Genomic DNA, 20,742 nt, shown 5'->3' with positions numbered 1-20,742 from the left:
ACCGTGCTCAAGGAAGCGAATATGACAACGGGCAAGGACCCGCGCGAATGGATCAGATGGGCGATGCTGCTCATCTTTGTCGCGATGCTGTTCGGCATTCCCAACAGCTCGCCGTGGTTTGGCCTGGTGTTCGTGTACCTGACTGCTGCCGGCCTGTTCATCATAGGCAGCATGCTGTGGACTGCACTGCGCAGCCAGCGGGCCGCGGCCGCACTTCGCCGCACACCGGCCACGCGGGCCCTGCAGGCGCGCGAGGTGAAGGCGTTGGCGTGGTTTGGCCAACCCGAGCGCATCGCCTGGCGCATGCCCCGCGGGAACGCGATCGATCTTGTAGGTGCGACACAGGCCGCAGGCCGTCACCCGGTGGTGCGTACGCTTCGCGGACCGTATCGCGTGATGGTGCGTGGCCAGCACCATGAGCGGCATGACTTCATCGGCCAGGTCCAGGTCCTGATGCTCCCAGGGGCTGACCGCTCCGTGCGCGAGAACAATGAAGCCGACGTACTGCTGTGCGGGAAGTTCGCCGTGGTACTTGCGTTGAATGGCACGTGGCGGATTGACCAGGCGCCTTCGTTGCTGAGGTAGGCATGCGCCCGCTGTGGTTCCAGCTGCTGTACCTGGCGACGGGGTGCCCTGCCTGACCGCAGCGCTTGGCAACACTACGACGATCCCGCACAGTTCCCCCATGCGGCCACATCCCAACAAACCATGACACGCCTGCTCATCATCGAGGACAACCCCGAGTTGGTGGCCAACCTGTACGCATTCCTGGAGCCGCTGGGCTATGTGCTCGACGATGCACGCGATGGCGCTGCGGGCCTGCGCCTGGCAACCGGGAATGACTACGACGCCATCCTGCTGGATCTGATGCTGCCGCGGCTGGACGGCATGACGCTCTGCCACAAACTTCGCCAGGAATTCCAGAATCCCGTACCGGTGATCATGCTGACCGCGCGCGATCCGGTGGATGACCGCGTGCAGGGCTTGGCGCTGGGCGCGGACGACTACCTGGTCAAGCCCTTCTCATTGATAGAGCTCGATGCACGCATCCAGGCGCTGGTGCGACGTGCCCAGGGCCGCAGCGTCCAGGGCACGCTGACCTGGCAGGACCTGCGGGTGGACACCCGTGCACCGCAGGCGTGGCGGCAGGGCCAGACCATTACGCTGACCCCCAGCACCCATAAGCTGTTGCTTTGCCTGATGCGGGCCGCGCCCGGCGTGGTGAGGAAGCAGGAGATGGAATACCTGCTGTGGGGCGACCACCCGCCGGAAAGCGGTGCGTTGCGGACGCATATCCACGAGCTTCGGCAGCATGCGGACAAGAGCTTCACGTATCCGCTCATTGAGACGGTGCACGGCATCGGATGGCGCTTGAGTGCGCCAACGACGTCTGTCCCGGAATGACGACCCGAGGAGGGCAGTTGCCGTCATGAAAGCGCTCTACCGCCAGATGACGCTCAGAACGCGGATCACCGTGTCGTTCGTGCTGCTGATGGTGGCCGTCATGGGCTTTGTGGTCGCTGCCGAGCAGCTGGATTATGACGAGCTCAGGGCCTACGTCATTTCGAGAAGCCTGCACGGCGAGATGGATCGCCTGCAGGCCGACCTTGCCGATGGCACGCCACCGGCGCTGTCTGCGGGCAGTGAGCTCTATGATGCGCGAAACGTGCCCAATGCCCTGCGCCCGTATGCACCTGGCTATTACAGCACCGACCCGCCCGACGTCTGGCATCTGCTGGTGTTCGACCTCGGCGACCAACGTTATTACCTCCGCCAGGATGCCGAGCGGTACCAGTATCTGGAGCACGTGATCGATGGCTATGCGCTCGTGGTCATGCTGTTGTGCATCCTCTGCGCGTTCTGGATCGGGCGACTGACGGCAGCGCGCGTCATCGCCCCCATCACCCGGCTGGCCGATGCGGTGCAGCGCGGGCAGACGCCGTTTCCCTTCCAGGAGGCACGCGACGAGATCGGCGTGCTGGCGCGCGCCTTCGCACAGCACAGCGACGAGGCGGAGCGGTACCTGCAGCGTGAACGGTGCTTCGTGGGGGATGCGAGCCATGAACTGCGCACGCCCCTGGCCATTATCTCCGGCGCGGCCGAGACCATCGTTCACCAGCTGCCCGAGGACAGCCACCTGAGGGCGAGCGGCGAGCGGATCGTTCGGACTACACAGGAAATGCAGCGCCAGCTGTCCTGCCTGTTACTGCTCTCACGGGACCCACAGCGTCTTGCCAAGGAGAATGTCCCGCTGCGTCCGTTGATCGAGGAATGCATGACGCGCTGCCAGCCCTGGCTGGCGGGCAAGCCGGTCGTCCTGCTGCTGGATGCACCGCAGGACCCCTGCATCCACACCAACGCCGAACTGGCGCGCAGCGTGCTCTGGAACCTGCTGCGCAATGCTTGCCAGTACACCGACAAAGGCGAAATCCGCATCACCGTGCGGGACGCCACGCTGTCCATCGTCGACACCGGTCCAGGCCTGCCTCCCAGCATGGATCCACAGCAGTTCCAGCGCTTCGCGCCCAGCCTGCGCCAGAGCGGGGAAGGACTTGGCCTGTCGATCGTGCAACGGATCGTGGACCACCTGGGCTGGCGCATGGCCGTGGAGAGTTCGGAGCACGGTTGCCGCTTTACGCTGGACATGTCCGCAGCGCAGGGCCAGCAACACTAAGCGAGACTGCGTTTCCGCAATCACACGCTTCCGCGCCCGCTCCTGACAGCTTCCTGACGCCACCCCTCCGATCCTGTGCACCCATCAATCCACGCAGGAGATGCAGATGCACTGGTCAGACCCGGACAGAGCCGGCAAGTATCGCCACGGCAGGACCGGATTCAACCGGATTGTCCACACGGTGATCCACTCGCGGGACGGGTTCCTCGCGACCGTGCGAGGCGAGGCCGCTTTTCGACAACTGCTGGTCCTGCATGGCGTCCTGATGGGAGCCACGTTTGTGCTCGACGTCAGCCCGGTGGAGCGTGCGCTGATGTTGGCCGTCAGCTTCATCAGCCTGATCGTGGAACTGCTCAACTCCGCCATCGAAGCCGTTGTTGATCGCATCTCGCTCGACCTCCACCCGCTGTCAAAGAATGCCAAGGACATGGGCAGTACCGCTCAGGCCACGGCCTTGTTGATGGTGGGCGCCGTATGGGCGGTCATCCTGCTCGGATAGAGCACCGAAGAACGCCTGGTTCTGCGCCTGACAAGTTCCTGATACACGCATTCTGATACTGCGCGCACTTTTCATTCATTGGAAGAATGCGCGTGTTTCAGCGTCTTATGTTCGTGCGACTCAACCCGGTGCAGCTGACATGGATAGTCGCACTGTTCTTCACCACCCTTGGCAACGTTGCACTGTGGCACGCGCTATGGAGGCACGCGGAGTTCGACAGCGTGCGCGGCGTACTGTTCTTCCTGAGCCTGCCGGTCTTTTTCTTCTGTCTGTTCAACCTGCTGCTCATGCCGGTGCTCGCGCTGCCCTACCTGCGCAAACCATTGCTGGTACTGCTGGTGATCATCAGCGCTGCAAGCACCTACTTCATGCTGCACTACAACGTCCTGATCGACCGCAGCATGGTGCAGAACGTCTTCGAGACCAACCAGGCCGAGCTCGGCTCTTACTTCTCCGTCCCATTGCTGCTCACCATCGTACTTCTGGGCGCGCTGCCAGCCGCCGCGATGACGTCGCTGCGCATCCGCAGCGGGTGCGTGCTGCAGACCGCCTCCTGGATGGTGGTCAACGTTCTGGCGACCCTGGCGATCCTGGCCGTGATATCCATGGTGTTCTACAAGGACTATGCCTCCCTGCTGCGCAACAACCGCGAGCTCAGGGACCAGGTCCTACCGGTCAACTTCGTGCGCCATGCCAACGGCTATCTCAAGCGCAAGTACATCGCGGTGTCACGGCCGCTGCAGCGCGTCGCCGAGGATGCCACCCGCCCGCCGACAAGCACGGGCAGGCGTCCCAGGCTGGTGATTGCCGTGGTGGGCGAAACCGCGCGGGCGCAGAACTTCCAGCTCAACGGCTACCCGCGTGCCACCAATCCCGTGTTGTCAAAGCGAAGCGACATCATCGCCTTCAAGAACGTCTCATCCTGCGGCACGGCCACGGCCATCTCCCTGCCCTGCATGTTCTCCAGAATGACGCGCGCCCAGTACGATGACGTACGCGCAGCGACGGAAGAAAACGTTCTGGATATCCTGAAGCGTACCGGTGTGAACATCCTCTGGCGCAACAACAATAATGGCGGCTGCAAAGGCGTGTGCACGCGCGTGGCCACCGACGACATGCCTGCATTCAAGGTAGCCGGGCAGTGTGTCAACAAGGACGGCACCTGCTACGACGAAGTGTTGCTGCATCAACTGAACGCACGCATCGACGCCATGCAGGGGGATGGCCTGATCGTACTCCACCAACTGGGCAGCCACGGCCCAACCTACTTCGAGCGTTACCCTGCCGACGGCAACGTCTTCACCCCGACCTGCGACAGCAACCAGATCCAGAAGTGCACCAACGCGGCGCTGACCAATACGTACGACAACACACTGGTCTACACCGACCGCATGCTGGGCAGGACCATTGATCTGCTGCAGCGCTACTCGGAGCAGCGGGACGTGGCCATGATCTACGTCTCGGATCATGGCGAGTCGCTTGGCGAGCGCGGTATGTATCTTCACGGCACGCCTTACCTCATTGCGCCTCAGGAACAGACCCGCGTCCCGATGGTGATGTGGTTCTCGCCGGCGTTTGCGCACCATGCAAACCTCAACCTGGCCTGCCTGCGAAACCGTGCCGAGGGCACGGCGTACAGTCACGACAACGTTTACCACTCCTTGCTGGGGCTGTTCGATGTCCGCAGCCAGGTCTACCAGCGTGATCTGGACCTGTTTGCCGCGTGCCGCGCTTGACCCCGTGGGCGGGCGGTCACATTGACACGAGGCGCCCGCGGACGGGCGCGCTCAGGAGACATGCCTGACGTCGGTGCGGAGATCGTCCGTGCACTGCCCCCGTCATCATCAGCGACCTGGCCCAGCGAACCAGCCGCTTCAATGTGACGCTCGGCGCGGTGTCTGCGGTCTTCGGGCTGGGCGCCGCAGTTGCAGGGGAGATGGGCTCGAACGTCTTACAGTGCTTCGGACAAGGTCAACACGTCGGCGGCAAACGTCGCATAGTCGTCGACGGCGAAATCGTAGCCCTTCTTGCACGCGATCTGCCGGACCCCCACCAGGGATGTCTCTGGAACCACGACCAGATACTGGCCCATGTAACCCATGGCAGCATGGGCGGCGACCGGCCCGCGCACCTGATCAAACAGATCCGTAAGTTTGATCCCTCGGCCGGTGATCTCGCGGCCGTACGCGTCAGCCCAGCTTGGCCCGAGGCTTTCCCCGAAAAAAGCGAACAGCTCGCCCTTGCTGGCAAACCCGCTACTGCCCGCCTTCAACAGCCCAGCCGCCACGCCCGCATCGACGCCGTTGCGCGACAGAACCGATGCCGCGTCCGGCTTCAGCGTAAACCGCTCCCAGGCAGGAATTCTCCACCACAGCAGCCCCACGTCCTTCGAGCGGGCGCTTTCGGCGATGAGTTCAGCGACGAAGTCTTCTCCCAGCAGGCGACGCCCGTCTGGCGCGACACCCTTGTCCAGAATCAACCGGCCCAGTTTGGCCAGGTCGGCAGCGGACAGTGCCAGGCCGGCCATGCCGATCGGCGTGCCCGCCTCATCCTTGCGCCACGTGTAGTCCGTGATGCCCAGTGGCTGGAACAAGCCACTCTCGACGACGCGATCCATCGTCTTCCCCGAAGCGCGCTCGACGATGCCGGCGAGGAGGTTGGTCGCCTTGTTGTTGTAGGAGAACGTCGACCCGGGATCCGTTGACAGTTCAGCCGCCAATGCCAGCTTGACCAGATCCGGCGCACCTTCCAGTTCGATGCCTGCATTCGGCACATTCTGCAGGCCGGAGGTGTGATTGAGCAGCATCCGCACCGTGATGTGCTGCTTGCGCCCCTGTGCCCACTCTGGATAGATCGCGCTTACCGGCTGATCCAGCGATTCCAGCGCGCCGCTGTGCAGCAACAGCCCGATGGACAGTGCCACCACCGACTTGGTCGCCGACATCAGTTCAATCGGCTGCGCTGCCGCGGTGCTCCGGGTTTCGAGCAGCGTCTCTCCATCGCGCTGTATCAGCATCGCGTCGGAGCGGGACATCTCCGCGTTGACCTTCAGATTGGCCAGAGCGCGCTCCATCCCACCGCTGGCAGCAAAAGCGTTGCAGCACACCAGGCAGCTCAGTGCCATCCACCACGATTTCAAGTGCATGCGCATTCCTCCGGAAACGGATACAGCATGACTACATCTGTAGTCATGATGGAGTGGCAGAAGTCATGGGATGGGAGCTATGGCTGCGGCACTCACAGCGGCGAGGTGCGGTGGCCCATGGAGCGGTTGCTTGCCTGCGCGGTCGGCCTACGACAGCGCGCGTCTCTGGCTTGGGATGCGGCGAGGTGAGCGAAGTAGGTCGCAGGGATGCCGGTCACCAGAGACGCCGGTGTGGTGGGCCCACCAGGATTCGAACCTGGAACCAAAGGATTATGAGTCCTCTGCTCTAACCGTTGAGCTATAGGCCCTTGCGGCCGCACAGTGTAGTGGAGGCCCGCAGGCGCTTTCCACTGCACCCCTCACATCAGCCGAAACGCTGCCCCATCGCCTGCACCCGACGCGCATTCTCCGCAGCCAGCTCACGCAGCCCGCCCGAGCGCAGCAGCGCCGAGCCCGCCACGCGTTGCCAGTAGTCCACCGCCAGCGGCGCTGCCCAGTGCAGGTGCGCGAGCTGGCCGCTGCGCTCCGGCGCGATGGAGGCGAGCGGCGTAGCTGCACGCAGCACCCCTGTGCGCGAGGGTGCCAGTGACATCGGCAACATGTCATACGCGGGCGCCAACGGCAGCGGACCGCGATCGACCAGGTGGAAACCCAGATTGCCCTGATGCATGTCGCTGTTGCCGATCAGCCGGCCGAAGGCGTGCAGCCTGCCCATGGCGGCCTGCGCGTCGCGATCGACCCAGCCCTGCGTCAGCAGCGCGTCTGCCGCCGTCCCCCAGTCCAGGGTCACGTCACCGACGAAGGCCGAAGACAGCGCCAGCAGCGAGACGAAGCCACGCCGGCCGAGCACGTCGACGGTACGGTCGAAGCGCTGCACCTCGAGGAACGTGTGCGTGTCGGTCTGGAGAATCTCGGACGCCGCCGCGTCCACCCCCGCGTCGCGCAGGCACTGCAGGGCGAGGTGCTCGCAGACCAGCAGGTCCGCCCAGCGCTCGGCGGCCTCGCCTGCGGTGGGCTGCGCGAACTTCACCAGCGCCGCATAGCGCCCTCCCTCATGCTCCACCGTGGCAGTAAACTTCGGTTGCTCGCCACCCGGCGACGATCCGACGTCTTCGCCTTCCAGTGCCGCTGCGGCGCGCTCGGGATAACGACGTGCGCGCTGCCCGGCAGGGACGTGATCGCCAGGCGCATCAAGCGCGCGCAACGCCATCTGCACGGCATCGCCGCCAGGCAGGAGGTCACCGATCTCGGTGCCGCCTGCACGTACCAGAGCCTGCAGAGTGTCACCCAATTGCCAGCGATTGAGGTCGTCGGGGATGCCCAGGTCACGCCCGCGACGATGCGCGAACGTGCGCCCGAGGAAGCCCTGTGGGCGCAGGTCGTCCAGATACCACGGCAGCCCCGGGAAGTGGCCGTCGACGGTCTCGTCGGGCGAACGGGTCAGATTGGGACGTGCGGCGGTAGTCGCCACGTGGAAGGTCTCGCCCGTGAGTGCCACGACCGAGCCCAGTTCTTCAAGGGTGGCGTCTGGGCGCAGACGGTACAGCGGCCACTCGCTGCCCGCGGCGGTCTGCTGGCGGACGGCATAGGCCGTGGCGCGGGTGCGGCCAAGTCGCACCACGCGGTCCCCGGCCTCGGCGACCAGACGGCTCAGGGTTGGCCGGGTGACGCCCAGGCGATCAATGAGATCGGCCGCCGATACCACCTCGCCAGCCGGCAGACTGTCGAACAGCGTCTGGAGCTGGACTGTACGGGGACGGGCCATGGTCTGGATTTCGGGACGAATTAAGTTACGAATCTATACGCCAATCTTTGGCGAACCGCAACCTCATCATACCTCTAAGCCGTTGATTAAAATAACAACGTATCAGCCATCAGCAAAAACACTGCAGCAATTAAGTTACGAAAAAAGAAACTAAACTCAAATAAAAACCTAGCGATCCCCCACCCCCTCGAACAAGCGCTCCATCCGCTGCGCCGCCGCCCGGCTCGAGTAGACGCCACCCGGGTTGACGGCGCCGATCGCGCACTGCCCGTTGTCGGTGACGACCAACTCCGCTCCCTGCAGCGAGGCCCGCACTGCGCAGGGTTCCTCACCCAGGAACAGCTCATCGCCCATCGGCTCGGCGCTGCCGATCAGCGTGCCCTCGCCTTTGCCGCCCGCTGGCAGCATGCGCAGATGCAGCGTGTCGCCCTCGGCCTGGATCTCCAGCACGCGCCCTGCGCTGCCGTCCCAGCTGCCAAGCCAACTGCTGAAGTCGGTGTCGGCCATGTGGCCGGTCTTCATGACACGCTCTGCCGGCGCCCAGCCCACCACCGCTTTGCCGGGTGGCAGGACCTGCACGCAGTAGTAGTCGTTCCAGCGGCTGCCGATCACCAGGCCGCTGCCCGGTTCAACTTCATCGCCGCTGCTGCAGCCGTCCTGCGGCGTGTCCAGGCAGCCGGGGCGCTCAGCCATCAGGGCCACGTTGCCGGCATCCACGACGCGGCCGACGGTGAGGTCGGGCTGGGTCTGGAAGAAATCAGCTGCGTTGCAGGCAGGCTGCTGAGGCTCCGCGGCCAGCGCGGCGAAGGGGCAGAGAGCAAGGAGAAGCCAGCCTTTTTTCATCGTCATTCCATTGATCCACAGGTGTAAAGCGACGCGCATCCTACCGCATCCGCATTCGCGCCCGCTGCCCACGCGGCGACACCTGCCGCCCAAAAAACAAACCCCGCTTGCGCGGGGTCTGTTGGTGTTTCATCGCGAACTGCCGGTATCGATCAATCGATATCCAGGAAGCTGCGCAGCTGCTCGGACCGGCTCGGATGACGCAGCTTGCGCAGCGCCTTCGCTTCGATCTGGCGGATACGCTCGCGGGTGACGTCGAACTGCTTGCCCACTTCCTCAAGGGTGTGGTCGGTGTTCATGTCGATGCCGAAGCGCATGCGCAGCACCTTGGCTTCCCTCGGGGTGAGGCCGGCCAGCACGTCACGCACGGTTTCAGACAAGTTGATGTTGGTGGTGTTCTCGATCGGGGACTCCACGTTGGTGTCCTCGATGAAGTCGCCCAGATGGGAATCCTCGTCGTCGCCGATCGGGGTTTCCATCGAGATCGGCTCCTTGGCGATCTTCATCACCTTGCGGATCTTGTCTTCCGGCATGTCCATTTCCTTGGCCAGCTCCTCCGGCGTAGCCTCGCGGCCGTACTGCTGGAGCATCTGACGGGAAATGCGGTTCAACTTGTTGATCGTTTCGATCATGTGCACCGGAATACGGATGGTGCGCGCCTGATCGGCGATCGAACGGGTGATGGCCTGGCGGATCCACCAGGTCGCATACGTGGAGAACTTGTAACCACGGCGGTATTCGAACTTGTCCACGGCCTTCATCAGGCCGATGTTGCCTTCCTGGATCAGATCGAGGAACTGCAGGCCGCGGTTGGTGTACTTCTTGGCGATCGAGATGACCAGGCGCAGGTTCGCTTCGACCATTTCCTTCTTGGCCTTGCGTGCACGCGCTTCACCGTAGGCCATGGCGCGGCTGATTTCCTTCAGCTCGTCCAGTTCCAGCCAGGTGGTCTTCTCGATGTCGATCGTCGCCTGCTGTTCGGCGATGATCTGATCCTTCACGTCACGCAGCGCCGAGGACCACTTCTGCTTGCGCTTCAGTGCGTCTTCCACCCACTCCAGGTTGGTCTGGTTGCCTTCCCACGAGCGGATGAAGTCCTTGCGCGGCATGCGCGCGGTCACGGTGGCCAGGTTCAGCACGCGGCGTTCGTGGGACTTGATCGAGGCCATGACGTCGCGCAGCTGCTTGACCAGCACATCGGTCAGCGGCAACGGCAGCTTCAGGGTCACGAACACGGCGGCCATGTCGTCGCGCAGCTTGGCCAGCGGCTTGCGGTCGCCCTTGGCAGCGGCCTTCTTGAACGCGGCGTACGCGTCGCTCAGGGCCTGCATGCGGCGTGCGACTTCTTCCGGATCCGGACCGGTCGGGCCGGCTTCTTCCTCGACGTCGTCGCCGTCATCTTCGTCGTCGGCGTCGTCCTCGGCATCGTCGCTGGTGTCTTCAGCGACGACCGGGGCCGGCACTTCCTCGACCAGGTCATTGAAGCCGACGATCACTTCGGCCAGGCGCTTCTTGCCTTCCTTGTGCGCGTCGTAGTCGGCCAGCAGCGATTCCACCGACACGGGGAAGGTACCCAGTGCCGCCTGGACCTGGCCGAGGCCTTCTTCGATGCGCTTGGCGATGGCGATTTCGCCTTCGCGGGTCAGCAGCTCGACCGTACCCATTTCGCGCATGTACATGCGCACCGGGTCGGTGGTGCGGCCACCTTCGGTATCGAGCGCGCTCAGCGCGGCGGCGGCTTCTTCGGCCGCGGTGTCATCGACTTCGCGGTTGCCGGTGTTGCCATCGTTGAGCAACAGGGTTTCTGCATCGGGCGCAACTTCATGGACATCAATGCCCATGCCGTTGATCATGCCGATGATATCTTCGATCTGCTCCGGGTCGACAATGTCGTCGGGCAGGTGGTCATTGACTTCGGCGTAGGTCAGGTAGCCCTGTTCCAGGCCCTTGCTGATCAGAAGCTTGATGTCGTTTTGCTGGGCAGGACGTTCGTTGGCCATGTAGTGCTCGCGCCACCGGCTGGGAGAGGGAATAGAACCTAGCATTATACCAGCCCGGCGCCCCGCCTTCCCGGGCGGTGGTCCCGGGGGCTAGGGTCTGAGCAGGAAGGTCACAGGACCATCGTTGACCAGGCTGACAACCATATGGGCACCAAACTGGCCGGTTTCCACCCCCGGGGCGTGCTTTTGTCTGCAGATGTCCACCAGTCGATTGAATCCGCGTTCAGCCTCCGCCGGCGGCGCGGCGGTACTGAAGCCCGGCCGCATCCCGCTGGATGTATCGGCCGCCAGGGTGAATTGGCTGACCAGCAGCAATCCGCCGCCGGTGTCGCGCAGGGACCGGTTCATTTTCCCGGCCTCGTCGCCAAACACACGATAACCAAGCAGGCGATCGGCCATCCGCTCGATCTGGGCCTCGGTATCGCCCGGCTCCATGCCCACCAAGGCCAGCAGGCCGGGGCCGATCTGGCCCACGACCACGTCTTCCACACGGACGCTGGCGTCGCTGACGCGCTGGATCAGGACAAGCATGCACACGGCTCCGCAACTGAAGGCGGCCTACCTTAACGTGCCCGCGCGCCGACAGGCAGGCCGCCAGCGGCTAGACTTTGCGGTGATGAAACCGCACACCACTGCCCGCCTGGCCTACCGCGCCGCTGCCCTGTTCACCCGCCTGCCCTGGTCCTGGCTGCGTGCCTTCGCCAACGGGCTGGCCTGGCTGTGGATACGTCTCAATGCCCGTGAGAGCCGCGTCACCCGCCGCAACCTCGAGCTGGCCTACCCCGAATTGAGCGACGCCGAACGTGCGGTGCTGCATCGGAACGTGCTGCGCTCCACCGCGCTGCAGGCCATCGAGACCCTGCGCCTGTGGACCCAGCCGCGCGATCGCAACCTGGCCCGGCTCACAGAGCGCCACGGCGAGGCGCTGTACGACGCCGCCGTGGCCGCCGGCAAGGGCGTGATCGTGGCTGCCCCGCATTACGGCAATTGGGAGCTGCTCAACCAGTGGCTGGCCTCGCGCGGGCCGATTGCGATCGTCTACAAGGCGCCCGATGAAGCGGTGGGCGATGCCTTCCTGCAGCTGGTCCGCGGCGGCGACAACGTCCAGCAGGTCCGCGCCGAAGGGCCGGCCGTGCGCCAGCTGTTCAAAGTACTCAAGGACGGCGGCGCCACCGGCATCCTGCCCGACCAGCAGCCCAAGGCCGGCGACGGCGTGTTCGCGCCGTTCTTCGGCGTGGAGGCGTTGACCATGACCCTGGTCAACCGGCTGGCCGAGCGCACCGGCGCGACCGTGCTGTACGGCTGGTGTGAGCGGATCGGCCCGGGCATGGACTTCGCCCTGCACATCGAATCTACCCCGCCCGCCGTGGCCGACCCGGACCCGCGCACCGCCGCGACCGCCCTCAACGCCGGCATCGAACGCATCGCCCGCCGCGATCCGGCGCAGTATCAGTGGACCTACAAGCGCTATACGCTGCGCCCACCGGAGAGCGGGGAGGACGATCCCTATGCCACCGAGGACCATCCGCACTGACTGCGACGCAGCGTCGCGCCCTTGGTGCGATTGAATCGCCGCGATCCGTCCCCACTGTGGAACCCACGATGTCCCCCACGGCCCCTGTCATGTCCCCTGCTTCTTCCCTGTTCGGCGACCCGGCCGCGATCCGCTGCGAGCGCGCGGTGGCTGAACTGCGCGCCGGTCGGCCGGTGGTGATCGATGATGGCCACGGCCAGCGCTTGGCCTTCATCGCACTGGACAGCAGCACCCGCACCAGTTTCGCCGCCTTCGCCTCGGCCGCGGAAGAGCGCCACTACCTGTTCCTCACCGCCACCCGCGCGCGCGTGCTCGGGGTGAGTGCCGAACGTGGCGCGCGCGTGCCGCTGGCCGGGATCGACTTCGATGCCCTGCCCTCGCTCAGCTACCTGCGCGATCCGGGCGCGATGCCGCCGGGCTGGACCGGTGGCGAGGCGCTGGATGATGGCGCCGTGGAGATCGCCCGCCTCGGCCTGCTGTTGCCGGCGATGGTCGGTGTGCTGCTGAACGCTGATGACCGACGCTTCGATGTCTGCGCACAGGTCTCGCTATGCGACCTGAGCCAGGGTGCCGAGCAGGCCGCGCACGCGTATGAGCTGGTGGCCCGATCGCCGGTGCCGTTGCGCGAGGTCGGCATGACCGAATTCGCGGTGTTCCGCGGCGGCGTGGCCCAGCGCGACCAGGTTGCGATCATCGTCGGCAGCCCGGATCTGTCCGCCGTAGTGCCGGTGCGGGTGCATTCCTCCTGCCTGACCGGTGATCTGTTCGGTTCGCTCAAGTGCGACTGCGGCGACCAGCTGCGGCGCGGTCTGCGCAAGCTCAAGGACCTCGGCGGCGGCGTGCTGCTGTATCTGGACCAGGAAGGCCGCGGCACCGGCATCGCCGCGAAGATGCGCGCCTACGGCTACCAGCACGACGGCCTGGACACGATCGACGCCGATGCCCAGCTCGGCTTTGGTGCCGATGAGCGCCGCTACGGCAGTGCCGTGGCGATGCTGCAGGGCCTGGGGGTCAGCCGTGTGCAGCTGCTCAGCAACAACCCGACCAAGGCCCAGCGGCTGCGCAATGCCGGCATCGACGTGGTCGACTGCGTGCCGGTCACCGGCGACATCACCGCCGAGAACGAGCAGTACCTGCGCACCAAGGCCGAACGCGCCGGCCACCTGCTCGATGTCGATGCACTGATCCAGGCCGCGCAATAGCCCACGGCAACCTGCTACCGTCTGCGCCACGGGCGGTTGCACCTGTACGCATGCGCCCGGTCCGTTTTCCAGCCGAGCGCCCTGCCTTGTCCGATCTTCTCGACACTCCCGTGCCGCCGCCCCTGCCGCCCTTACCGGCCGCCCCTGACTGGCAGGCGATGCCGCTGCGTTCGGCCTCGCTGGCCGCGTTTGGCGGTGCGATCGCCGGCGCGCTCCTGCTGGGTGGCGTGCTCGGCGCGCTGTGGGTGGTGTTCGATCTGCCGGGACGCTGGTGGGGTGCGGCCGGCATGCTCGTGATCGGCGCGCTGGTCGGTGCGGCCCTCGCGTTCCGCCGCCAGCGCCGCACGTATTGGCGGCTCGACGCGCAAGGCCTCGGCTTGCGCCGTGACCTGCTCTGGCAGAACGAAACCCGTGTACCGACTTCGCGCGTGCAGCACCTGGATCTGCGCCGTGGCCCGATCGAACGCAGTGCCGGCTTGAGCACGCTGGTCGTGCATACCGCCGGCAGCCGCTTCAGTGCGGTCACGCTCAGTGGCCTGGACAGCGCCGATGCCGAGCGCCTGCGCGACACCCTCGCGCACCAGCTGGACCAGGATGACGACGCGCTGTGAGTACGCCGCCGCCGCTTGACGCCGCGCCGGAGCAGCGGCTGCATCCCTGGTCATGGCTGTTCGTGCTGCTGATGCAGCTGCGTCAGGGCTTGATACCGCTGATCGCGCTGGTGGTGTTCGGCCAGCGCGGCGATCGCGATGAGCTGTGGCTGTCACTCGGCCCGGTGATCGCCGTGGTGGCGCTGGTGGCGTTCTCGGTGCTGCAGTACCTCACCTATCGCTATCGGATCGGCGCGTCGGCCATCACCGTGCGCAGTGGCGTGTTCGCGCGCAATCGTCGCGAGATTCCCTTCGCGCGCATCCACAACGTGGCGGTCCATCAGAACCCGCTGCATCGCCTGTTCGGCGTGGCCGAGCTGAAGCTGGAATCGGCCGGCGGCCATCGCCCCGAAGCGGAAATGCGGGTACTCAAGCTCGATCAGGCCCTGGCACTGGAGCGCCTGGTACGCCAGCGCGGTCAGGCAGTGCCGGCCACGGCCGAGGGCGGCACCGCTGCGGCCGAACCGGCCGAAGATGTGCTGCTGGCCTTGAGCCCCGGCGAGGTGGTCCGTATCGGCCTGCTCTCCAACCGCGGCTGGGTCGTGGTGGTGGCAGTGCTGGGCGCGATGGTGCAGTTGTTCCCGCGTGGCAGCGTCTCCGATGTGATCGAGGCCGGCGGCCGGCAGGCCTTCGGCTATGCCAGCCACCTGCATCCCGGGATGGGGCTGTGGGCGGTTGGCGCCTTCATCGCCGTGGTCGGCTTCTGGGTGATGCTGCGGGTGTTGTCGGTGGTGCTCGCGCTGCTGCGCTACTACGGCTTCCGGCTCAGTGAGCACGAGCGTCGGCTGACCGTGGCCAGCGGCTTGCTGACCCGCATGCGTACCAGTGTCGCGCGGCGCCGCATCCAGGCGTGGACACTGCGCGAGAGCGCGCTGCAGCGCTGGTTCCAGCGCCGGCAACTACGTATCGATATCGCTGCCGGCAATCCCGGCGAAGGCGAGCGGCGCGATCTGCGTGAGCTGGCCCCGCTGGCCACGCCGGCCGTCTGCGATGGGCTGGTCCAGCATCTGCTGCCGCACCTGCACTGGCCGCCGGCGCGCTGGCAGCCGGTGCAGATGCGCGGTTGGTGGCGGCTGTGCCTGGGCGCGCTGTGCCTCGTTCCGCTGCTGACGGCGGCAGCGATCTGGTACGGCGGGGCATGGGGCGCGGTGTTGCTGCTGTGGTTGCCGTGGGCGGCGTTCCGCGCGCACCGGCAGATGGAGCGCATCGGCTATCACCTGGATGACGACTACGTCGCCGTACGCGGAGGCTGGTGGCAGCGCTGGTGGCGCTTTGCCGAACTGGACAAGCTGCAGGCGCTGCGCCTGATCCGCTCGCCGCTGGACCGCCGGCTGGGCACCGCCAGCGTATGGCTGGATACCGCGGGTGCAGGCATGGGCACGCCACTGGTGCTGCAGTACCTGCCGGAAGCGGAGGCGCGTGCGGTGTACGAACAGTTGGGCCGCGCGCTGGCGAACCGTCGCCTGCGCTGGTAAGAGAGAGCCTTACCGCTTCGCTGGCCCCCAATACCCGAGATCCTTGCGGATCTGCAGAGCGCGCGTCCACGCACCAAACGGCTTGCGCTTGAGCGTGCCGAGTTCACCCGCAAGAAAATCCTCGGTCGCCGCGATCACCCGCTCGGAGGAGTATCCATCGCGGAACGGATGGATGGTATCGGCGTAGCGGCGGATCTCGGCCATCAACGCCGGGGCGGGATTCAACGCCTGGGCCAGCATCGCCGGCAGTTGGGTGGCCTCGTCGAAATCGATCATGTGCGGCTGGGGGACACGATTACGGAAGGTCACCACCGGTTTGTGCTGCACGATGAACTCCGAGACGATCGAGGAAGTGTCCGAGACCAGCACATCGGCGGCGCGCTGCGCGGCCATCACCTGTTCCGGCTCGATGAAGCGCGCATGCGGGCCGGCCAGCGCGCGGTAACGGTCGAACAACTCCGGGGCGCACTTGGGGTGCAGGGTCAGCAGCCAGTAGTGCTCGCCGCGGGCGATATCGGCCGCGATCTGCTCGTACAGGTGCGGCGCGGCGCTCAGCCGCTCGGTGAAGGTGGAGCCGAACAGGATCACCGGGCGGCCCTGTGCCGGCACGCGCAATCCCGCGCTCAGACCACCGTCATCGCGGAACAGCGGGTCCAGCTTGGGCCAACCGGTCTCGGCCACGGCGAAGTGGCCCTCGCGCGCGGCCAGCTCGCGGAACGGGGCGGTCGTGGCCGGGCCCTGCGTGCAGTACAGATCGAACAGGCCGCGCACCCGGAAATGGCCGCGGGCGCTGTCGCGCTTCTGCACATTGAAGCCGTGGAAGACCTGCACCTTGGCCCCGGCGATGAACGGCGGCACCCAGTTGGCGGCGCTGAAGACCGCGCGCGGGCGCAGTGCCAGCGCGTCTTTCAGGCCCACATTGGGCACCCCCGGCAGCGACGCGCCAGCGGCGCCATCGGCGAACCAGGCCGACACCGATTGACCGGATGCGTGCAACGCCTGCGCCAGAGGGGCGAGAATGGGCAGCGCATAACGCTCCGTCGCAAACAGCAGGTACTCGGCCATCATGTCCTCCTCGACCGCTCCCACTGAACGGCCTCGCATTTCGGCCTGCATTATCGCGTTCAATGAGGCCGACCGCATCGGCGACTGTTTGACCTCGCTGGCCTTCTGCGACGAGATCGTCGTGGTGGACTCACAGTCCACCGATGCGACCGTGTCGATCGCGACGGCCGCCGGCGCCCGGGTCCTGCAACGTCCTTTCGATGGTTTCCGCAGCCAGAAGGCGTTCTGTGTCGCGCAGGCCACGCATGACTGGGTGCTGTGCCTGGACGCAGATGAGCGCATCAGCGATGCCCTGCGTGAGGCGATCCTGTCCGCCCAGGCCAACGGTTTCGCCGGCCACCACGGCTACCGGTTCGCACGGCTCTCCGAGTACTTCGGCAAGTTCCTGAAGCATGGCAACGCCTACCCGGACCGGGTCCTGCGCCTGTTCGACCGCCGCCATGGCGGCTGGCGCGGCAAACGAGAGATCCATGAGGCAGCCAGCGTCGACGGGGCGGTCGGCACCCTGCATGGCGATCTGATCCATTACCCCTACCGTTCGCTGGAGCAGCAGCTGCTCAAGACCCAGCGCTACGCACGGATGATGGCCGAGCACGAGTTCGCGCGCGGCAAGCGCGCCACGCTGCCCAAGCTGATCCTGGCCCCGGCATGGCGGTTCTGGCGTGGACTGCTGCTGCGCGGCGGCTTCCGCGATGGCTGGCACGGGCTGGTCTATGCCTATGTCCGCGCCAACTACGTGCGCCAGAAGACCATCATGCTGTGGATGCTGCAGAACGGGCAGCCGGTCACCGACCCGCCGCGGGATCAGCGCGGCGGCTGAGCCCTGGCCCGCGCCAACGCCAGACGACGCGTATGGCCCTGGACGATGGACAGCCCGGCCAGCAGGCCGACGATGGTGACGTAGAAGCTGGCCGTGATCTGGTGCGCGAACATCGACTGGGTGATCCCGCACAGCACATAGGTCACCACCACCATGATCCCGGCAGCGGCCGGGCCACGGAAGGTCTGCTCGCCGCTGCGCCGGTGCAGGCCGATGAACACCCACAGCGGCACGCCGTAGATGGCCAGCAGCAACAGCAGGCCCGGCGCGCCCTGGGTCGCGGCCCACTCGGCCAGATCGTTGTGCGCGTGGCCCAGATGGCAGCGCAGCTCGCTGGGATCGTCCCGGCAGACCGGCAGCCGCTGCATCGCGCTGTCGAAGTGGCCGATGCCCACGCCGGTCAGCGGATGATCGAGGAAGGTCTCATAGGCCACCTGCAACCGCTCCACACGGGCACCGGCCGAGGAATCGCTGTCACCGCGCTCCATCCGCACCACGTCGTGCTTGAGCTCGGTCAGCCGGACCTGCTCGCGCAGGCTGGGAATGGTCAGGGTCAAGGTGCCGGCAATCGCCACCAGAGCCAGCAGCACGCCCAGGCGCGCGGGCCCGGTGCGCCAGCGCAGGCTCATTGCCATCACCACCAGCAACGCCAGCAGCGCCAGCCAGACACCCCGGCTACCGCTGAGCACGATCGTGACGCAGCCGGCGACCATACCCGCGATCACCCAGGTCCAGCGCTGGTGTGGCCGGCAGAACACCAGCAGCACCATCAGCACCAGCACGATGTCGGCCAGCACGATCGCATTGGTGGTCAGTTCGGCGCGGGCAGCACCGCCAGCCACCTGGAGGATCGACAGCACCATCGTACCGATCAAACCGGCCAGCGCCCCGGTCCACAGCCAGCGCATGTCCGGCCGCAATGCACACACCCACAACGCGATCCAAGGAATCACCACAAAGCGGGAACGTACATCAATGTCGCGCAGCCCTTGGTCAAACAGGTGTATGGAGATAAGCGCGAAACCGACCGTCGCCATCACCATCCACGACAGCACGACCACCGGCCGCCCCGCCATGCCCCGCGCGCGCCACAGGTAGTCCGGCGCCAGCAGCGTGCTCAGCAGCAACAGGATCCCATAGGGCAGCAGGTTCTGCGGCAGCGTCAACACCAGCGCGGGCATGCAGAACAGGCCGACGGTGGCGATCCAATGGGCCACGCCGGCACGTCCCTGCAGCGGCGGCAGGGAGACAGGCGCGGCCGGCCCGGATGCGGGGGAGAACGTCATTGCCAACCTCGATTGCCACACGCAGCAGTGCAGAGATCACTCATCGCCGTCGATCCGGTGCAGCGCGCGCTCGCGTGCCTGTTCCTCGGCACTGGCCACGCAGGGGCCATGGATGTCACCCGGCCTTACCAACCACCAACGACGACGGTTGGCGACCCCGGCCAGCTCGGCGCTGGTGCGGTCCACACAGGCCAGCAGCGCGTCCTCCTGCACCAGCAGCCAGCGCTGCTGCGGCAGCGCCGCCTGCCAGGCAACGCCGTCGGCGAGCTGGCGGTCCCAACGGCGGTTGAAACCGAAGGTGGCCGCATCACGGTCGGCCATCAGCAGGTTCTGTTCTTTCCAGGCCACCAGGCCCAGTTCCGCATCAGGGCCGATGCGCTGGCCGACCTGTTGCATCAGGCCCCGCGCGGAGCTGGAGTCGTTGAACAGGGGGTAGCCGATCAGCCCGAACGCCACCCACGCCATGGTCAGCGTCGCCACGACCGCCAGATGGAAGCGCCGCACGCCGGCGACGCACAGGGTGAGCACCGCCCAACTGCCCAGCGCCACGGCCACCCAGCCCAGGCCGGAGGTCACCGCGGTATCGATGCCCCGGTCCAGAATCAGTTTGCGCTCGAAGCCCGGCTGCCCCAGCAACATCGAGATGCCGATGCCGAGCAGGCCCAGCGCCAGCAGCGCGACAAAACCGCCCAGCAGCCACTGGAACGCGCGCTTGCGCAGCAGTCCCGGCAACAGCGGCGCCAGCGCCAGGCAGAACATCGGCAGCGCCGGCAGGATGTAGACGTCACGCTTGCCGTTGGGGATCGAGAAGAACAGCACGATCAGCAACCACCATACCAGCGGCAGCAGGTAGCGCGCATCGCGGCGCTGCAGACGCCGGCGCCAGGCCGGAATCGCCCACGGAATCGCCAGGAAGGCCGGAATCCACATCGACGGCATCGTGCCCAGGAAATACCACCAGGGCTGGTGGTGATCCCAGGACTGCGCGTACCGCTTGGCGGTCTGCCGGAACAGGATGTCATCCAGATAGGCGCGGTACTCGGTCGAGCCGCTGCCCAGGGCGGTCACCACCATCGGCACCAGCCACAACGCAATCGCCAGCACGAAGGCCAGCGGACCGACCCAGAAGCGCCAGTCGCGGATGTGCAGCTTGACCCGCGGCCAGCCCAGCAGCGATGCCACCGCGGCCGGCACGATCATCAGCAGCGCGATCACCCCCACGCCCTTGGTGATCACCCCCAGCCCGGCAGCGAACCAGCCCAGCCACCACCATCGCCACGCCGGCCCACCGAGCAGGTGCCGCAGCAGGCCGTAGTTGGCCAACGTGATGAAGAAGACCACCAGGGGGTCGATCTGGGCTTTCTTGGACTGGAAGGTGAAGTGAAGCGCGAACAGCAGCGCCCACGCCGCGTACAACCCGACCCGCCGTGTCCACAGGCGGCGGCCGAGGTCATAGACGCAGGCCAGCGTCCCCAGCGCGGCCAGCAACGAGGGCAACAGGAACGCCACGCGCCAGTCGCCGATCAGTGTGTACAAGGTCGCCTGCGACCACATCAGCATGGGCGGCTTATCCGAATACAGCTCGGTGCCGCGATGCGGGAACAGCCAGTCGCCGCTCTCCACCATCTGCTTGGCGACCAGCGCAAAGCGTGGCTCATCGGACGGCCACGGATCACGCATGCCCAGGCCAGCCCCCAGAACGAGCAGGGCCATCAGGGCAAGCAGCCAGAATTCTCGGGATGCGCGGTTTTTTAGCATGGGGCGGAATTCTAGCCGGGTTCGGA

At 66.1% G+C, this 20,742-nt stretch carries 18 protein-coding genes and 1 tRNA gene; 10 read left to right on the top strand and 9 right to left on the bottom strand.

The genetic code is table 11. The features are described 5' to 3' along the window. Positions 1-21 precede the first annotated feature (21 nt). The 5 genes from AC13F7_RS01870 to AC13F7_RS01850 all read left to right on the top strand — a co-directional run bounded on the left by AC13F7_RS01870 (position 22) and on the right by AC13F7_RS01850 (position 4,909). Positions 22-585, top strand: coding sequence for a hypothetical protein (locus AC13F7_RS01870; protein WP_482999073.1), 564 nt, complete (start codon positions 22-24; stop codon positions 583-585). A 123-nt stretch (positions 586-708) separates the two neighbouring features. Next, complete coding sequence (locus AC13F7_RS01865) at positions 709-1,404, top strand: response regulator transcription factor (protein ID WP_482999072.1); 696 nt, start codon at positions 709-711, stop codon at positions 1,402-1,404. Between the two features lie 25 nt (positions 1,405-1,429). Beyond that, complete coding sequence (locus AC13F7_RS01860; protein WP_482999071.1) at positions 1,430-2,674, top strand: sensor histidine kinase; 1,245 nt, start codon at positions 1,430-1,432, stop codon at positions 2,672-2,674. A gap of 106 nt (positions 2,675-2,780) precedes the next feature. Next, the gene (locus AC13F7_RS01855; protein WP_482999070.1) at positions 2,781-3,173 is read left to right on the top strand and encodes a diacylglycerol kinase; all 393 of its coding nucleotides are present in this window, start codon (positions 2,781-2,783) and stop codon (positions 3,171-3,173) included. 86 nt (positions 3,174-3,259) lie between these two features. Beyond that, positions 3,260-4,909 carry a phosphoethanolamine transferase gene (locus AC13F7_RS01850; protein WP_482999069.1) on the top strand — a complete coding sequence of 550 codons (1,650 nt, stop codon included), beginning with the start codon at positions 3,260-3,262 and terminating at the stop codon, positions 4,907-4,909. Between the two features lie 215 nt (positions 4,910-5,124). Here the strand turns inward: AC13F7_RS01850 and AC13F7_RS01845 are convergent, their stop codons facing one another. The 6 genes from AC13F7_RS01845 to dtd all read right to left on the bottom strand — a co-directional run bounded on the left by AC13F7_RS01845 (position 5,125) and on the right by dtd (position 11,457). After that, the gene (locus tag AC13F7_RS01845) at positions 5,125-6,318 is read right to left on the bottom strand and encodes a serine hydrolase domain-containing protein (protein WP_482999068.1); all 1,194 of its coding nucleotides are present in this window, start codon (positions 6,316-6,318) and stop codon (positions 5,125-5,127) included. 232 nt (positions 6,319-6,550) lie between these two features. Next, positions 6,551-6,626 (bottom strand) — tRNA-Ile (locus AC13F7_RS01840). A 56-nt stretch (positions 6,627-6,682) separates the two neighbouring features. Then, positions 6,683-8,083, bottom strand: coding sequence for a type II toxin-antitoxin system HipA family toxin YjjJ (yjjJ, locus tag AC13F7_RS01835; protein ID WP_482999067.1), 1,401 nt, complete (start codon positions 8,081-8,083; stop codon positions 6,683-6,685). Positions 8,084-8,251: 168 nt separating this feature from the next. Then, on the bottom strand, positions 8,252-8,926 hold the full coding sequence (locus tag AC13F7_RS01830; RefSeq protein WP_482999066.1) for a hypothetical protein: 675 nt from the start codon (positions 8,924-8,926) through the stop codon (positions 8,252-8,254). A 152-nt stretch (positions 8,927-9,078) separates the two neighbouring features. Then, positions 9,079-10,926 (bottom strand): RNA polymerase sigma factor RpoD, encoded by a 1,848-nt coding sequence (rpoD, locus tag AC13F7_RS01825; protein WP_482999065.1) that lies wholly within the window; start codon positions 10,924-10,926, stop codon positions 9,079-9,081. A gap of 90 nt (positions 10,927-11,016) precedes the next feature. Next, on the bottom strand, positions 11,017-11,457 hold the full coding sequence (dtd, locus tag AC13F7_RS01820; RefSeq protein ID WP_482999064.1) for a D-aminoacyl-tRNA deacylase: 441 nt from the start codon (positions 11,455-11,457) through the stop codon (positions 11,017-11,019). A gap of 85 nt (positions 11,458-11,542) precedes the next feature. Between dtd and AC13F7_RS01815 the strand changes: the two genes are divergently transcribed. The 4 genes from AC13F7_RS01815 to AC13F7_RS01800 all read left to right on the top strand — a co-directional run bounded on the left by AC13F7_RS01815 (position 11,543) and on the right by AC13F7_RS01800 (position 15,787). Next, positions 11,543-12,460, top strand: a complete 918-nt coding sequence (locus AC13F7_RS01815; protein ID WP_482999063.1) for a lauroyl acyltransferase — start codon at positions 11,543-11,545, stop codon at positions 12,458-12,460. A 68-nt stretch (positions 12,461-12,528) separates the two neighbouring features. Then, positions 12,529-13,662 (top strand): GTP cyclohydrolase II RibA, encoded by a 1,134-nt coding sequence (gene ribA, locus AC13F7_RS01810; RefSeq protein WP_482999062.1) that lies wholly within the window; start codon positions 12,529-12,531, stop codon positions 13,660-13,662. Positions 13,663-13,712: 50 nt separating this feature from the next. Beyond that, positions 13,713-14,273, top strand: coding sequence for a PH domain-containing protein (locus tag AC13F7_RS01805; protein ID WP_482999061.1), 561 nt, complete (start codon positions 13,713-13,715; stop codon positions 14,271-14,273). Further along, positions 14,270-15,787: a PH domain-containing protein gene (locus AC13F7_RS01800; protein ID WP_482999060.1), complete on the top strand. Its 1,518-nt coding sequence runs from the start codon at positions 14,270-14,272 to the stop codon at positions 15,785-15,787. The genes AC13F7_RS01805 and AC13F7_RS01800 overlap by 4 nt, the downstream gene beginning before the upstream one ends. Positions 15,788-15,796: 9 nt before the next feature. Here the strand turns inward: AC13F7_RS01800 and AC13F7_RS01795 are convergent, their stop codons facing one another. Further along, positions 15,797-16,855 carry a CDP-glycerol glycerophosphotransferase family protein gene (locus tag AC13F7_RS01795; protein WP_482999478.1) on the bottom strand — a complete coding sequence of 353 codons (1,059 nt, stop codon included), beginning with the start codon at positions 16,853-16,855 and terminating at the stop codon, positions 15,797-15,799. Between AC13F7_RS01795 and AC13F7_RS01790 the strand changes: the two genes are divergently transcribed. Beyond that, positions 16,854-17,672, top strand: a complete 819-nt coding sequence (locus AC13F7_RS01790; protein WP_482999059.1) for a glycosyltransferase family 2 protein — start codon at positions 16,854-16,856, stop codon at positions 17,670-17,672. The two genes, AC13F7_RS01795 and AC13F7_RS01790, sit on opposite strands and share 2 nt — an antisense overlap. Here the strand turns inward: AC13F7_RS01790 and AC13F7_RS01785 are convergent. Next, positions 17,657-18,958, bottom strand: coding sequence for an O-antigen ligase family protein (locus AC13F7_RS01785; protein ID WP_482999058.1), 1,302 nt, complete (start codon positions 18,956-18,958; stop codon positions 17,657-17,659). The two genes, AC13F7_RS01790 and AC13F7_RS01785, sit on opposite strands and share 16 nt — an antisense overlap. 36 nt (positions 18,959-18,994) lie before the next feature. Beyond that, positions 18,995-20,716, bottom strand: a complete 1,722-nt coding sequence (locus tag AC13F7_RS01780) for an ArnT family glycosyltransferase (RefSeq protein ID WP_482999057.1) — start codon at positions 20,714-20,716, stop codon at positions 18,995-18,997. Positions 20,717-20,742: the final 26 nt, after the last annotated feature.

The organism is Stenotrophomonas sp. K-6 (assembly GCF_056861555.1).
This window is presented reverse-complemented; position numbering and strand designations above follow the sequence as displayed.

Excerpts from the sequence above, each read along its gene's own strand:
- AC13F7_RS01845 (WP_482999068.1), bottom strand. The coding sequence starts at position 6,318 with ATGCACTTGAAATCGTGGTGGATGGCACTGAGCTGCCTGGTGTGCTGC.
- AC13F7_RS01860 (WP_482999071.1), top strand. The coding sequence starts at position 1,430 with ATGAAAGCGCTCTACCGCCAGATGACGCTCAGAACGCGGATCACCGTG.
- AC13F7_RS01855 (WP_482999070.1), top strand. The coding sequence starts at position 2,781 with ATGCACTGGTCAGACCCGGACAGAGCCGGCAAGTATCGCCACGGCAGG.
- AC13F7_RS01790 (WP_482999059.1), top strand. The coding sequence starts at position 16,854 with ATGTCCTCCTCGACCGCTCCCACTGAACGGCCTCGCATTTCGGCCTGC.
- ribA (WP_482999062.1), top strand. The coding sequence starts at position 12,529 with ATGTCCCCCACGGCCCCTGTCATGTCCCCTGCTTCTTCCCTGTTCGGC.
- AC13F7_RS01830 (WP_482999066.1), bottom strand. The coding sequence starts at position 8,926 with ATGAAAAAAGGCTGGCTTCTCCTTGCTCTCTGCCCCTTCGCCGCGCTG.
- AC13F7_RS01785 (WP_482999058.1), bottom strand. The coding sequence starts at position 18,958 with ATGACGTTCTCCCCCGCATCCGGGCCGGCCGCGCCTGTCTCCCTGCCG.
- AC13F7_RS01795 (WP_482999478.1), bottom strand. The coding sequence starts at position 16,855 with ATGATGGCCGAGTACCTGCTGTTTGCGACGGAGCGTTATGCGCTGCCC.
- AC13F7_RS01870 (WP_482999073.1), top strand. The coding sequence starts at position 22 with ATGACAACGGGCAAGGACCCGCGCGAATGGATCAGATGGGCGATGCTG.
- AC13F7_RS01865 (WP_482999072.1), top strand. The coding sequence starts at position 709 with ATGACACGCCTGCTCATCATCGAGGACAACCCCGAGTTGGTGGCCAAC.
- AC13F7_RS01850 (WP_482999069.1), top strand. The coding sequence starts at position 3,260 with ATGCGCGTGTTTCAGCGTCTTATGTTCGTGCGACTCAACCCGGTGCAG.
- dtd (WP_482999064.1), bottom strand. The coding sequence starts at position 11,457 with ATGCTTGTCCTGATCCAGCGCGTCAGCGACGCCAGCGTCCGTGTGGAA.
- AC13F7_RS01805 (WP_482999061.1), top strand. The coding sequence starts at position 13,713 with ATGCGCCCGGTCCGTTTTCCAGCCGAGCGCCCTGCCTTGTCCGATCTT.
- AC13F7_RS01815 (WP_482999063.1), top strand. The coding sequence starts at position 11,543 with ATGAAACCGCACACCACTGCCCGCCTGGCCTACCGCGCCGCTGCCCTG.
- yjjJ (WP_482999067.1), bottom strand. The coding sequence starts at position 8,083 with ATGGCCCGTCCCCGTACAGTCCAGCTCCAGACGCTGTTCGACAGTCTG.
- AC13F7_RS01780 (WP_482999057.1), bottom strand. The coding sequence starts at position 20,716 with ATGCTAAAAAACCGCGCATCCCGAGAATTCTGGCTGCTTGCCCTGATG.
- rpoD (WP_482999065.1), bottom strand. The coding sequence starts at position 10,926 with ATGGCCAACGAACGTCCTGCCCAGCAAAACGACATCAAGCTTCTGATC.